The sequence below is a fragment of the Streptomyces sp. NPDC037203 genome, assembly GCF_055605065.1.
Genome location: NZ_JBVJUC010000007.1, coordinates 135,399 through 148,953, shown reverse-complemented (window position 1 = coordinate 148,953; position 13,555 = coordinate 135,399). Strand labels below are relative to the sequence as shown.

13 protein-coding genes and 1 tRNA gene are annotated in these 13,555 nt (G+C 72.6%); 8 read left to right on the top strand and 6 right to left on the bottom strand.

Going from position 1 to position 13,555, the window contains the following annotated elements:
• Window positions 1–23: 23 nt before the first annotated feature.
• The 4 genes from ACZ7EC_RS20775 to ACZ7EC_RS20760 all read left to right on the top strand — a co-directional run bounded on the left by ACZ7EC_RS20775 (window position 24) and on the right by ACZ7EC_RS20760 (window position 4,489).
• Window positions 24–851 (top strand): enoyl-CoA hydratase family protein, encoded by an 828-nt coding sequence (locus tag ACZ7EC_RS20775; protein ID WP_471064502.1) that lies wholly within the window; start codon window positions 24–26, stop codon window positions 849–851.
• 12 nt (window positions 852–863) lie between these two features.
• On the top strand, window positions 864–3,218 hold the full coding sequence (locus ACZ7EC_RS20770) for a bifunctional salicylyl-CoA 5-hydroxylase/oxidoreductase (RefSeq protein ID WP_471064802.1): 2,355 nt from the start codon (window positions 864–866) through the stop codon (window positions 3,216–3,218).
• A gap of 203 nt (window positions 3,219–3,421) precedes the next feature.
• On the top strand, window positions 3,422–3,643 hold the full coding sequence (locus ACZ7EC_RS20765; protein WP_397983544.1) for a hypothetical protein: 222 nt from the start codon (window positions 3,422–3,424) through the stop codon (window positions 3,641–3,643).
• Window positions 3,644–4,078: 435 nt separating this feature from the next.
• Window positions 4,079–4,489, top strand: coding sequence for a hypothetical protein (locus ACZ7EC_RS20760; RefSeq protein WP_471064501.1), 411 nt, complete (start codon window positions 4,079–4,081; stop codon window positions 4,487–4,489).
• A gap of 7 nt (window positions 4,490–4,496) precedes the next feature.
• Here ACZ7EC_RS20760 and ACZ7EC_RS20755 read toward each other — a convergent pair whose 3' ends face one another.
• Both ACZ7EC_RS20755 and ACZ7EC_RS20750 read right to left on the bottom strand, forming a co-directional pair.
• Window positions 4,497–5,321, bottom strand: coding sequence for a PaaX family transcriptional regulator (locus tag ACZ7EC_RS20755; protein WP_471064499.1), 825 nt, complete (start codon window positions 5,319–5,321; stop codon window positions 4,497–4,499).
• A 15-nt stretch (window positions 5,322–5,336) separates the two neighbouring features.
• Entirely contained in the window at window positions 5,337–6,929 is a 1,593-nt protein-coding gene (locus tag ACZ7EC_RS20750; protein ID WP_471064497.1) for an AMP-binding protein, read from the bottom strand.
• Between the two features lie 149 nt (window positions 6,930–7,078).
• Here ACZ7EC_RS20750 and ACZ7EC_RS20745 point away from each other — a divergent pair, with 149 nt between their 5' ends.
• From ACZ7EC_RS20745 to ACZ7EC_RS20735, 3 genes are all read left to right on the top strand, one after another.
• A complete protein-coding gene (locus ACZ7EC_RS20745) occupies window positions 7,079–8,212 on the top strand; it encodes an acyl-CoA dehydrogenase family protein (RefSeq protein ID WP_471064495.1) in 1,134 nt (377 codons plus the stop codon).
• Window positions 8,209–8,643 carry a RidA family protein gene (locus tag ACZ7EC_RS20740; RefSeq protein ID WP_471064493.1) on the top strand — a complete coding sequence of 145 codons (435 nt, stop codon included), beginning with the start codon at window positions 8,209–8,211 and terminating at the stop codon, window positions 8,641–8,643. Before ACZ7EC_RS20745 ends, ACZ7EC_RS20740 begins: the two co-directional genes overlap by 4 nt.
• Window positions 8,644–8,734: 91 nt before the next feature.
• Complete coding sequence (locus ACZ7EC_RS20735; RefSeq protein WP_471064491.1) at window positions 8,735–9,187, top strand: DUF6299 family protein; 453 nt, start codon at window positions 8,735–8,737, stop codon at window positions 9,185–9,187.
• Window positions 9,188–9,265: 78 nt separating this feature from the next.
• On the opposite strand, the gene ACZ7EC_RS20730 is transcribed toward ACZ7EC_RS20735, so the two are convergent.
• From ACZ7EC_RS20730 to ACZ7EC_RS20715, 4 genes are all read right to left on the bottom strand, one after another.
• Complete coding sequence (locus ACZ7EC_RS20730) at window positions 9,266–9,466, bottom strand: acyl-CoA carboxylase subunit epsilon (RefSeq protein WP_471064489.1); 201 nt, start codon at window positions 9,464–9,466, stop codon at window positions 9,266–9,268.
• 11 nt (window positions 9,467–9,477) lie between these two features.
• Window positions 9,478–11,022, bottom strand: coding sequence for an acyl-CoA carboxylase subunit beta (locus ACZ7EC_RS20725; RefSeq protein WP_471064487.1), 1,545 nt, complete (start codon window positions 11,020–11,022; stop codon window positions 9,478–9,480).
• A 154-nt stretch (window positions 11,023–11,176) separates the two neighbouring features.
• A complete protein-coding gene (locus tag ACZ7EC_RS20720; protein ID WP_471064485.1) occupies window positions 11,177–11,974 on the bottom strand; it encodes an AfsR/SARP family transcriptional regulator in 798 nt (265 codons plus the stop codon).
• 287 nt (window positions 11,975–12,261) lie between these two features.
• Window positions 12,262–12,354 (bottom strand) — tRNA-Gly (locus tag ACZ7EC_RS20715).
• 176 nt (window positions 12,355–12,530) lie between these two features.
• On the opposite strand from ACZ7EC_RS20715, the gene ACZ7EC_RS20710 reads away from it, so the two are divergent.
• Window positions 12,531–13,538, top strand: coding sequence for a DUF2156 domain-containing protein (locus tag ACZ7EC_RS20710; protein ID WP_471064483.1), 1,008 nt, complete (start codon window positions 12,531–12,533; stop codon window positions 13,536–13,538).
• Window positions 13,539–13,555: the final 17 nt, after the last annotated feature.

Below are 13,555 nucleotides of genomic sequence, written 5' to 3'. Positions count from 1 at the left end.
CCGCCCAAGGGAGGCCGCACGTCATGAGTCCCTTCACCGGCTCCGCCCGCCGCACCGCCGATTGGGAGCATCTGCGCCTCCGGATCGCGGACGGGGTCGCCACGGTCACCCTCGCCCGCCCCGACAAGCTCAACGCCCTCACCTTCGGCGCCTACGCCGACCTGCGCGATCTGCTGGCCGAGCTGTCCCGCGAGCGCGCGGTGCGCGCCCTGGTGCTGGCCGGCGAGGGGCGGGGGTTCTGCTCCGGCGGTGACGTGGACGAGATCATCGGCGCCACCCTCGCCCTGGACACCGCCCAGCTCCTCGACTTCAACCGGATGACCGGCCAGGTGGTCCGGGCGATCCGCGAATGCCCGTTCCCGGTGATCGCCGCCGTCCACGGGGTCGCGGCGGGCGCCGGCGCCGTCCTCGCCCTCGCGGCCGACTTCCGGGTGGCCGACCCGAGCGCCCGCTTCGCCTTCCTCTTCACCCGCGTCGGCCTGTCCGGCGGCGACATGGGCGCCGCCTATCTGCTGCCCCGCGTCGTCGGGCTCGGCCACGCCACCCGGCTGCTGATGCTGGGCGAGCCGGTCCGCGCCCCCGAGGCCGAGCGGATCGGTCTGATCAGCGAACTGACCGAGGAGGGCAGGGCCGGTGAGGCCGCGGGCGCGCTGGCCCGCCGCCTGGCCGACGGCCCCGCCCTGGCCCACGCCCAGACGAAGGCGCTGCTGACGGCGGAGCTGGACATGCCGCTGGCCGCGTCGGTCGAACTGGACGCGGCGACCCAGGCGCTGCTGATGAACGGCGAGGACTACCGGGAGTTCCACGCGTCCTTCACGGAGAAACGGCCCCCCAAATGGCAGGGAAGGTGACCTTTCATGCCGATGCCCGGTGTGCCCGCCGAAGGGGCGCGGGGAACCGCGCGGCCGACCACGGCCGACCCGTGTCCGCCCACGGCGGTCGACCACCCCCCACGCATCGCGATCATCGGCGGCGGCCCCGGCGGCCTGTACGCCGCCGCCCTCCTCAAACGCCTCGACCCCGCCCGTGAGGTCACCGTCTGGGAGCGCAACGCCCCCGACGAGACCTTCGGCTTCGGCGTGGTCCTCTCCGACGAGACCCTGGGCGGCATCGAACACGCCGACCCGGTCGTCTACGAGGCCCTGCAACGGCACTTCGTCCGCTGGGACGACATCGACATCGTCCACCGCGGCACCCGCCACACCTCCGGCGGCCACGGCTTCGCCGCCCTCGGCCGGCACCGCCTCCTGGAGATCCTGCACACCCGCTGCCAGGACCTCGGGGTGCGCATCGAGTTCCGCACCCAGGCCCCGCCGGCCGGGGACCTCGCCGCCGCCCACGACCTGGTCATCGCCGCCGACGGAGTCCACAGCACCACCCGCGAGACCTACGCGGACGTCTTCCGCCCCGAGATCACCGGCCACCGCTGCCGCTACATCTGGCTCGCCGCCGACTTCGCCTTCGACTCCTTCCGCTTCGAGATCGCCGAGACCGAGCACGGCGTGATGCAGCTGCACGGCTACCCGTTCGCACCGGACGCCTCGACGGTCATCGTCGAGATGCGCGAGGAGGTCTGGCGGGCGGCCGGGTACGACGAGATGGACCCGCGCGAATCGACCGACCGCTGCGCCAAGATCTTCGCGGAAGCCCTGCGCGGCCGACCCCTGCGCTCCAACAACTCCGCCTGGACGACCTTCCGTACGGTGGTCAACGACCGCTGGTCGCACGGCAACCTGGTGCTGCTCGGCGACGCCGCCCACACCGCCCACTTCTCCATCGGCTCCGGCACCAAACTGGCCGTCGAGGACGCGCTGGCGCTCGCCGCCTGCCTGCGTGAACAGCCGGACGTACCGGCTGCGTTGACGGCGTACGAGGCGGAACGCAAGCCCGTGGTCGCCTCGACACAGCGGGCCGCGCGGGCGAGCCTGGAATGGTTCGAGAACGTGCGCCGGTACCGGGACCAGCCGTCCCGCCAGTTCGCCTTCAACCTGCTCACCCGCAGCCGCCGCGTCACCCACGACAACCTCCGGCTGCGCGACGCCCGCTTCACCGAGTCCGTGGAGCGCGACTTCGGCTGCCCGCCCGGTACGCCTCCGATGTTCACCCCGTTCCGGCTGCGCGGCCTGATCCTGCGCAACCGGGTGGTCGTCTCGCCGATGGACATGTACTCGGCCACCGACGGCGTGCCCGGCGACTTCCACCTCGTCCATCTCGGCGCCCGTGCGCTCGGCGGCGCGGCGCTGGTCATGACCGAGATGGTGTGCGTGAGCGAGCAGGGCCGCATCACCCCCGGCTGCGCCGGCCTCTACACCGGCCGCCAGGCGGAGGCGTGGCGGCGGATCACCGGCTTCGTGCACCGGCAGGCACCGGGCACCGCGATCGGCGTGCAGCTGGGCCACTCGGGCCGCAAGGGCTCGACCAAGCTGATGTGGGAGGGGATGGACGAGCCCCTGCCGAGCGGCAACTGGCCGATCGTGGCCCCCTCGCCGCTGCCCTACCGCCCGGACAGCCAGATCCCCCGCGAGCTTTCCCGCGCCCAGCTCACGGACATCCGCGAGCAGTTCACCTCGGCCGCCTGGCGCGCCGCCCGCGTCGGCTTCGATCTGCTCGAACTCCACTGCGCCCACGGCTACCTGCTGTCCGGTTTCCTGTCGCCCCTGACCAACCGCCGCACCGACGCGTACGGCGGCTCACTGGAGCGGCGCCTGCGCTTTCCGCTGGAGGTCTTCGACGCGGTCCGCTCGGTATGGCCCGCCGAGCGCCCGATGACGGTCCGCGTCTCCGCCACCGACTGGGCCGAGGGCGGCACGAGCGCCGAGGAGGCGGTGGAGATCGCCCGTGCCTTCGCCGCGCACGGCGCCGACGCGATCGACGTCTCCACCGGCCAGGTGGTCTCCGGCGAGCAGCCGGAGTTCGGCCGCTCCTACCAGACCCCGTTCGCCGACCGCATCCGCCACGAGGTCCGCGTCCCGGTGATCGCCGTGGGCGCGATCTCCTCCTGGGACGACGTCAACTCCCTGATCCTGGCGGGCCGCACCGACCTGTGCGCCCTGGGCCGCCCCCATCTCTACGACCCCAACTGGACCCTGCACGCCGCCGCCGAACAGTCCTACACCGGCCCCGGCATCCACTGGCCCACCCCCTACCGCGCCGGCAACCGCCGCCCCCGGACAGGCCGCACGGACACCCCTAAACCCCGCCTGTCCCTGACCGACTGAACCCCCCACCGGCTCCCGGCGTGCTCCGAGGTCCACTCATGGCCGACAGCCCGGACCCCCTCGACCCCCGTGAGGCTGGACCTCGGTCCAATTTCATCGCGTGACATCTCGAAACCGCAGGTCAGAGGCGTGCCGCGGGGCGTCCGGGTGGAACTGTGCCGACGGCCACAGCAAACGGGGTGCGCAAAGGCGCATAATGAGCCATGACAAAGCCTTCTGCACCGAAGCGCCATCTGCCGACGAGCCCCTTCAAGGCCCCGGTCGCGCCCGTCCCCAAGCACTTCGCCCTGGGTGACCAGGTCACCCACGACATGTACGGCCTCGGCCGCGTGATCGGCATCGAAGAGGGCGTCGCGGCGCTCGTCGACTTCGGCTCCTCGCAGATGCGGATCTTGAGCCCGTACGCCAAGATGACCAAGCTGTAGTACCGCCGTGCCCGGCACGGGCACACCAGGCCCCCTCGGGGACCTGTCACGAAAGAGAGCCCTCCCATCGACTCGACGTCACTGTTCTCCGCCCCGGAAGGCCGGCCCCACCGCCCTACCGAGGCATCCCCGCCTCCGGCGACCAACCCCTTCCAGGCCCCCGACTTCGGCGAGGACGACTTCTTCCCGGCGGACGACGTCCAGCCACCCGCCCCGGATCTCCGCAGGCCACGCCGCAAGGCTGCCTAGCCCCAGGACAACGCCTGTCCCTGGTGGGGAAACTCCGGGCGGCGGGCGAGGAGCACCGGTGCTCGGCGTGGTCAACTCACCGCTACCGGGCACCGCTTCGGCGTACCGCGGGCGCCGACGGCTGCCGGCATCGGCGTCACCCCCGTGGACGGGTTTGGCCTTGGCGGGAGCGGCAACGCGGAGTTCATGAGCCAGACGAACAGTGACACCCAGCAGGATTCGGCAGCCAAGGCCCGGCGGGCCACCGCGAAGGTGACCGCTCCGGCGTCACAGGCGGCGGAGAAGGCGGCCGGGAAGTCGGATGACATGGCGTCGGCTGCCGCGAGCGCCGCGGAGCGTACGGCGGGAGCGGGCGCCGCGGTGGTGCGCGGTGCGGCCGAGCGGGTCCAGGCCGGCCGGCAGGTCGTCGTCGCCGCGTCCGGACGGGCCGCCGGCCTTGCCAGGACGGCGTGGACGGTGGTCGCCGCACGGAAGGTCGTCGCCGCCGGAGCGGGAGCGGGGCTCGCGGCTGTGACCGCGGCGTCGTACCTGGCCGGGCGCCGGGCCGGGCGCCGTACGCACGGGCCGATCACCCGGCTCACCGGCGGCCGGATCTGAGGACGCGTCAGGCAGGACGAGGGCCCAGGGCGAACTCCGCGCCCGCGTCCCGCAGCCGGTCGTGCAGCGCCCGGAACACCGCCGAGGAGCGCAGGCCCGGCCAGTCGGCGGGGAGCAGGTGGGCGGGGAGACCGGGGTCGGTGTAGGGGAGGTGGCGCCAGGAGTCCAGGGTGAGCAGGTAGTCGCGGTAGGCGTCCTCCGGCGGGGTGTCCGTGCGGCGTTCCCAGGCCCGCAGGAGGGGGGCGTGGACGTCCAGGAAGCGCAGATGCTCCTTGGCGATCGAATCCAGGTCCCACCAGCGGGCGACCGCCTCCGGGGTCGGGGCGAAACCCAGGTGCGCACCGCGGAAGAAGTCGACGTACGGGTCCAAGTGCAGGCGGCGCAGCGTGTGTTCGGTCTCCTCGTACAGCCTTGAGGGGGCGATCCAGACGCCGGGGGCCGCCGTGCCGAAGCCCAGGGAGGCCAGCCGGGAGCGCAGCACATGGCGCTTCTGGCGTTCCGTCTCCGGCACCGAGAACACCGCGAGCACCCAGCCCGCGTCCTCGGGTGGCGCCGCGGCGTAGATGCGGCGGTCGCCGTCCTCCATCAACTGGACGGCCTCGGGCGAGAGTTCGTACCCCGCGGCGCCGGTCTCCGCGCGGCCGGGCAGGAGCAGGCCGCGCCGCTTGAGACGGGACACCGAGGAGCGGACGGAGGGCGCGTCCACGCCGACCGCGGCCAGGAGCCGGATCAGCTCGGCGACCGGCATCGGGCCCGGCATGGAGCGGCCGTACGCGCCGTAGAGCGTGACGATGAGAGACCTGGGTGCGTGCTGCTCGGACACGATGATCATCTTAAGTCGTCGGCATCACACCTGGTCACCAGGGGTGCGCAGGCGGAACCTCTGCAACTTGCCGGTGGCGGTGCGGGGGAGGGCGGGAAGGAAGACGAACTCGCGCGGGCATTTGTACGGCGCGAGCTGCGAGGTCAGGAAGGCGCGCAGCGCCTCCGGGTCGCGGCGCGCGCCCTCGCGCAGCACCGTGTAGGCGACCGCCACCTGTCCGCGCGCCGCGTCGGGGCGGCCGACCACCGCCGTCTCCACCACGTCCGGATGGCGCAGCAGCGCGTCTTCCACCTCGGGCCCCGCGATGTTGTACCCCGCCGAGATGATCATGTCGTCGGCGCGGGCCACGTAGCGGAAGTAGCCGTCGGGTTCGCGGACGTAGGTGTCGCCGGTGATGTTCCAGCCGCCGCGCACGTACTGGCGCTGGCGGGGATCGGCCAGATAGCGGCAGCCGACCGGGCCGCGCACGGCCAGCAGTCCGGGTTCGCCGTCGGGCAGCGGGGTGCCGTCCGGCCGCTGCACCCGCGCCTGCCAGCCCGGCACCGGCACGCCCGTGGTGCCCGGTCTTATCCCCTCGTCCGCGGCGGAGACGAAGATGTGCAGCAGCTCGGTCGCGCCGATGCCGTTGATGATCCGCACCCCGGTGCGCTCGTGCCACGCCCGCCAGGTCGCCGCCGGCAGGTTCTCCCCGGCCGACACGCAGCGCCGTAGCGAGGAGACGTCGTGGCCGTCCAGCTCGTCCAGCATGGCGCGGTAGGCGGTCGGGGCGGTGAACAGGACCGAGACGCGGTGCTCGGCGATCGCGGGGAGCAGACGGCGCGGACCGGACTGCTCCAGCAGGAGCGCGCTCGCGCCCGCCCGCAGCGGGAAGATCACCAGCCCGCCGAGGCCGAAGGTGAAGCCCAGCGGGGGGCTGCCCGCGAACACGTCGGCGGGGCGGGGGCGCAGGACGTGCCGGGAGAAGGTGTCGGCGATCGCCAGCACGTCCCGGTGGAAGTGCATGCACCCTTTCGGGCGACCCGTGGTGCCCGAGGTGAAGGCGATCAGGGCGACGTCGTCGCAGGCGGTGTCCACCGCCGGGTAGGGGTTCGCGGGCGCGGCGCGGCGGAGGAGGTCGTCGGGGGTGTCCCCGCCGTACGTCGTGATGCGCAGCCCCGGTATCCGGGCCTTCGCCAGGTCGTCCACCGCGCGCACGTCGCACAGTGCGTGGCCCACCCGCGCGATCTCGCAGATGGTCGCCAGTTCGTGCGGACGCTGCTGGGCCAGTACGGTGACCGCGACCGCGCCCGCCTTCAGCACCGCGAGCCAGCAGGCCGCGAGCCAGGGGGTGGTGGGGCCGCGCAGCAGCACCCGGTTGCCGGGTACGACGCCCAGCTCGCCGGTGAGCAGATGCGCGATCCGGTCGACCCGCGCGCGCAGCTCGGCGTACGTCCACACGGGCCCGTCCGGGGTGCGGAAGGCCGGGCGGGCGCCGTCGGCGTGGCCGAGGAGCTCCACCGCGCAGTTCAGCCGGGCGGGGTAGCGCAGCTCGGGGAGGTCGAAGCGCAGCTCGGGCCACTCCTGCGGGGGCGGCAGATGGTCGCGCGCGAAGGTGTCCACATGGGCCGAGAGATGCATGGCGCCCCCTTGCCGTGACGGACGTCCGGACGGGCATTCCTGGTGGGCTCGTGGTGGGAGCGTATCGTGTTGGTGACGGCAGTCAACTGTGCGCGATACCGTCGTGCGGGTGGACGGTCGCCGTGGTCCGTCCCGGAGGGAGGACGGCAGTGCCCGCTTTCTCACTCGATCCGGAGCGGCTGGCCTGGTGCGCGCGGCTGCGGTCGCTCGCCGCCGAACGGCTGCGCCCGCTCGCCGGCCGGGGCGTCCCCGGCCGCGTCAACCGGGCACTCTTGGCCGAGCTGGGCCGACTCGGCCTGCTGGAGCGGCTGTTCACGTCCGGCGCCCTCGATCTGTGCCTGATGCGCGAGTCGTTGGCGCAGGGCTGCACGGAGGCGGAGACCGCGCTCGCCCTCCAGGGGCTCGGCGCCCATCCGGTGCACGCGCACGGCAGCGCGGCCCAGCGGGAGCGCTGGCTGCCGCGGGTCGCGGACGGCGGTGCGGTCGCGGCCTTCGCGCTCAGCGAGCCGGGCGCCGGCTCGGACGCGGCGGCGCTGGCGCTCGCGGCCGAGTCCCGCGGACCGGGCAAGTGGCGGCTGACGGGGGAGAAGTGCTGGATCTCCAACGCGCCCGAGGCCGACTTCTACACCGTCTTCGCGCGCACCGCGGCAGGTGCCGGCGCCCGCGGCGTGACGGCGTTCCTGGTCCCCGCCGACCGGCCCGGACTCACCGGCCGCGCACTGGAGATGATCTCCCCGCACCCCATCGGCGCGCTCGACTTCGACGCCGTTCCGGTCACCTCGGAGGATGTGCTCGGCGAGGTCGACCGGGGCTTCGCCGTCGCCATGGGGACGCTCAATCTCTTCCGGCCCAGCGTCGGGGCGTTCGCGGTGGGCATGGCGCAGGCGGCGCTGGACGCGACCATGGCACACACGCGTCGACGACAGGCGTTCCAGGGCCGCTTGATGGATCTTCAGGCGGTTGCCCACCAGGTCGCGGAGATGGCGCTGCGCACCGAGGCGGCCCGGCTGATGGTGTACGCGGCGGCGAGCGCGTACGACGAGGGCGCGCCCGATGTGCCCCGTCGCTCGGCGATGGCCAAGCTGCTCGCGACGGAGACCGCGCAGTATGTCGTGGACACCGCCGTGCAGTTGCACGGTGCGCGCGCCCTCCAGCGCGGCCATCTGCTCGAACACCTCTACCGCGAGGTGCGGGCGCCGCGCATCTACGAGGGCGCGAGCGAAGTCCAACGGGGCATCATCGCCAAGGAGTTGTACGCCACTCACGAGCAGGAGACCCGGTGACGAGCGAACGACCCGACCCGACCGGACGATTCCGCACGCCCGAACGCGTCAACCCGGCCGAGCTGTCCCCGGCCACCGGGTTCTCGCACGCCGTCGTCGCCACCGGCTCCAGGGTGGTGTTCCTCGCCGGGCAGACCGCGCTCGACGCCGACGGGAAGATCACCGGCGACACCCTGGCCGAGCAGTTCGAGCGGGCGCTGGGCAATCTGCTCACCGCCCTGCGCGCGGCCGGCGGCACCCCCGCGGATCTGGCGCGGGTCACGGTGTACGCCACGGACGTCGCCGCGTACCGGGCGCAGGCGCGGGAACTGGGGCGGCTGTGGCGGGCGGCGGCGGGCCGGGACTACCCGGCGATGGCCGTCGTTCAGGTCGTACGACTGTGGGACGAAGCGGCACTGGTGGAGCTGGACGGGTTCGCCGTACTGCCGTGACGCGCCACCGCGCGGGTGACGGTCACACCCGGCGGGGTGGGTGACGGGTACCAGTGGAGACCGCCGAAACGGTACAAACCCGGAGGTATCCATGCCCATCCGCTCAGTCCGCGCCGTCCGTCCCGCCCGTTCCGTCCTCGCCGCGGCCCTCGGCGGCGCCGCCCTGCTGGCCCTCGCCGCGGCACCGGCCCAGGCCGCACCCGGCGAGTCCGTCACCGTCGACACGGTCGGCCGCCTCGCCGCCGACGGCACCGTCACCCTGACCGGCACCTACCGCTGCACCGGCGGCACCGGCCCGGTCTTCGTCACGTCCTCCCTGAGCCAGCGCGATCCCCGCGTGCGGCACGGCATCGGCGGCACCACCGCGCGGTGCGACGGTACGACGCACACCTGGTCCAACTCCGGCACGGTCACCAGCGAGACCCTCCGGCCCGGCGCGGCTCACGTCCAGGCCACGGTGATGGAGCTGCGCCCGGTGGGGCTGGTGCCGCTGCCGGTGTTCCACGCCACCGCCGACCAGGACATCACCCTGGCGCGGGGGTGAACCCGGCGGCCACGCGGGAGGCGGGCCCGGGGCAGGCGCACCCCTGCGGGTGGCCCGGCCCCTGGGCCGGCCGGTGGCCTACGCCCGCTGCCAGCTGTGCGGCGCGTGGAAGGAATGCGGCCGCCAGGAGGTGGTGCCCGGCGAGGACGCCTCCGTGCCGGGGCCCGCGAGGGCGGTGCGGCTGAGCAGGAGGACGGTCAGGGCGGCCAGTTCCTCGTCGGTGGCTTCGCCCTTCTCGACCCGGATGGGGGGAGTGGGGGAGGGGGTGGACACGGACATGGGGACCTCCGTCATTGAGGGGGGTTGCCGTGCTTGCGGGCGGGGCTCTCCGCGTGCTTCGTGCGGAGCATCGCCAGCGATCGCACCAGGACCTCACGGGTCTCGGCCGGATCGATGACGTCGTCGACGAGGCCGCGCTCGGCGGCGTAATAGGGGTGCATCAGCTCGGACTTGTACTCCTTGACCAGCCGCGCGCGCGTGGCCTCGGGGTCCTCGGCGTCGGCGATCTGGCGGCGGAAGATGACGTTGGCCGCGCCCTCCGCGCCCATCACCGCGATCTCGTTCGTGGGCCAGGCGAACGTCAGGTCCGCGCCGATCGACTGGGAGTCCATGACGATGTACGCGCCGCCGTACGCCTTGCGCAGGATCAGCGAGATGCGCGGCACGGTCGCGTTGCAGTAGGCGTACAGCAGCTTCGCGCCCCGGCGGATGATGCCGCCGTGCTCCTGGCCGACGCCCGGCAGGAAGCCCGGCACGTCCAGCAGGGTGACCAGCGGGATGCTGAACGCGTCGCACATCTGCACGAAACGCGCGGCCTTTTCGGACGCCTCGATGTCGAGGACCCCGGCGAGCGTCTGCGGCTGGTTGGCGATGATGCCGACCACCTGGCCGTCGAGGCGGGCCAGCGCGCAGATGATGTTGCGGGCCCAGCGCTGGTGGACCTCCAGGTACTCGCCGTCGTCGACGATCTCCTCGATCACCTTCGTCATGTCGTACGGCCGGTTGCCGTCCTCCGGCACCAGATCGGCCAGCGCCTCGCAGCGCCGGTCGGCGGGGTCGGAGCACTCCACCCGCGGCGGGTTCTCGCGGTTGTTGCCCGGCAGCAGCGACAGGAGGTAGCGGACCTCCTCCAGGCAGGTCTCCTCGTCGTCGTACGCGAAGTGGCACACACCGCTCGTCTCGGCGTGCACGTCCGCGCCGCCCAGCCCGTTCTGGGTGATCTCCTCGCCGGTGACCGCCTTGACCACGTCCGGGCCGGTGATGAACATCTGCGAGGTCTCGCGGACCATGAAGACGAAGTCGGTCAGCGCCGGGGAGTAGGCGGCGCCGCCCGCGCAGGGGCCCAGCATCACGGAGATCTGCGGGATCACCCCGGAAGCGGCCGTGTTCCGGCGGAAGATGCCGCCGTAGCCCGCGAGCGCGGTCACGCCTTCCTGGATGCGGGCGCCCGCGCCGTCGTTCAGGGAGACCAGGGGGGCGCCGGCCGCGATGGCCATGTCCATGATCTTGTGGATCTTGGTGGCGTGGGCCTCGCCGAGGGCGCCGCCGAAGATCCGGAAGTCGTGCGCGTAGACGAACACGGTACGGCCCTCGACCGTGCCCCAGCCGGTGATCACACCGTCGGTGTACGGCTTCTTCGCCTCCAGGCCGAACCCGGTCGCCCGGTGCCGGCGCAACTGCTCGACCTCCTGGAAGGACCCCGGATCCAGGAGCAGCTCGATCCGCTCCCGCGCCGTCAGCTTGCCCTTGGCGTGCTGCGCCGCGGTCGCCTTCTCGCTCGGGCCGGCGAGCACGCTCCCGCGTATGCCGGCCAGTTCCGCGATGTGGGACTTCATCTCTGCCTGCCTCTGCGGTGAGGTGACGTGACATCGGACGCTGCCCGCGCCGGGCCGCCGCTCGGGGCACCCGGAGCCGATCGTGGCAACGCGCTCTGACCGGGCGCTGACGGGCCGCTTACGGTCCGGCCCCGCACCCGTGCGCCCGGCCCCCTCACACCGGCAGCAGCGCCGTCGGGACCAGCGGATCACCCGTGAGCGCCGGATCGTGCGAGAGGATCGCCAGCTCCACCTTGCGCAGCGCGGGCGAGGGCTGTATCCCCAGCTCCTCGTCCAGCCTGCGGCGCATCCGGCGGAAGACGTCGAGCGCGTCGGCCTGCCGGCCCGAGCAGTACAGGGCGACCATCAGTTGCTCGCAGAACCGCTCGCGCAGCGAATGGTTGGTGTGCGCCTCGGCCAGCTCCGCGAGCACGGACGCATGCCTGCCCAGGCGCAGTTCGGCGTCGAAGCGCAGCTCCATCGCGCGCATCCGGTACTCCTCGTACCGCGCCCCGGCGAGCTGGCACATGGTGCCGCCGGGGAAGCCGCCGAAGACCGGGCCCCGCCACAGCGCGAGGGCCTCGCCGAGCATCCGGGCGGTGCGCTCGGCGTCCTCGGGCCCGGCCGACTCGGCCTGCCGTACGGCCCGGACGAACTCGGCCGCGTCCAATTCGCCCTCGCCGACGCTGAGCCGGTAGCCGGCCGGATGGATGGTCACCCGTGACGCGGGGCGCTCCGGCTCCAGCGCGCGCAGTCTGCGCCGCAGCCGGCTGATGTGGGCCTGGAGGGCGTTGGCCCGGTGGTCCGGCAGCGCCTCGCCCCACATCTCCTCCGCCAGGCTCTCCCCGGACACCGGCCGGCCCTCGCTGACCAGCAGGGTCTGCACCAGAGTGCGCTGAAGATCGCCGCAGACATCCGCCTCACCGGCGGCGGTGCGTATCTCCAGCGCCCCGAGAATGGAGAACCTGAGCATATCTCTCCCCCTAGCTGACAATTCCTCGCCGACGGATTTTCCGCCATGGTGCTGCCGTGCAAGAAAGGATGGGCCGAACGCGCCATGCCCCGGCGGGCCTCGACCTGTACCGCGGCCCGCCGGGGCGTTAGTTCCGCCGGGACGGGGGGCGGCCGGCGGCTTCTGGGTGGTGCCGGTACCCGAATGCAATATCAGGGGCACCGGCTGGTGATGCCGAATTCACGGACGGACGCCTGCGATTTCCCACCGTCCGGGGCGGGAAGCGCGTCCAGCCATGGTTCCGGCCGTGGCGGAGAGGGCAGGATTCGAACCTGCGCGGGCCGTAGGCCCGACCAGTGTGGTGCACACGGTCCCCGATCGGCCACTCCGGGCACCTCTCCCCGTGTCCGGCGCCGGAATCCGGTGCCGTTCACGTCAACCACATTGGCAGCACCGGCTGACGGAAAGCTGACGCGGTTCTGACACAGGTAAATGAATGCCCAACTGCTCTTTTCCGAGGCAACGTTACGGTGCTGTACTCCCTTTGACGGAAAACGCACCCGAAAGGGGTAAGGGAATGACCGCGACCACCACCGAGACCGGTACAGACAGTCTGATTCTCAACGCGATACGCACCCACACCGCGAGCGAGAACCCGAGTTCCTTCCTCGCGCTCAACAGCGGAAACAGCGTCTTCACCGTCCCCGGCGTGGACGGTGTCGTCGTCTACCGCCGCACCGGCCGCTGGGCCGTGCAGTTCGGCGGCCCGTTCGCCGCCGAGGCGGACTACGGCACCCTCCTGGACGCCTTCCGGGAGTACGTCCGAAGCGAGGGCCTGAGCCTGGTCGGCGTACAGCTCCAGCGCGCCGACGCCGAGCGGTACGCGGCGCGCGGTTGCGTCGTCAACCAGATCGGCGCCTCCTGGGCGGTCGGCCTGGAGGACTTCACGCTGCGCGGCACCAAGTTCATGCAGCTGCGCAACAAGATCTCCCGCGCGCTGCGCAACGGCCTCCAGATCCAGGAGGTCGACGCGGCCGAGGTCGCCGACGACATCGCCGTGATCGACAAGGCGTGGCTCGGCTCCAAGGGCGGCGCCCAGCAACTGGAGTTCCTGGTCGGCCAGATCGGCGGACCCGCCCAGGCGCAGCGCCGGCTGTTCAGCGGCACCATCGACGGCGAACCGGTCGCCTACATCTCCTACTCGCCGGTCTACGGCAGCCGGGCCGGCTGGATGCACGACCTCAGCCGCCGCATCCCCGAGGGCTCGCCGGGCCTGATGGAGGCCATCAACGCGCACGCCATCGAGATCTTCCGCGCCGAGGGCGTCGACTGGCTGCACTTCGGCTTCACACCGTTCACCGGGCTGGACGCCGGACACGAACTCGACGGCCACAGCCCGGCGTTCCAGTGGCTGATGCACGCCCTGTGGGCCGAGGGCGCGGCGCTGTACCCGGCGCAGACCCAGCTGTCGTACAAGCAGAAGTGGGCCCCCGACGTGCTGATCCCCGAGTACGTCGCCTTCGACGGGCCGCAGGCGTCGCTGCCCGGCTTCGCGCACATCTTCCGCGCCTGCAAGGCGTTCTGACCAGCAGCCAGCGAACT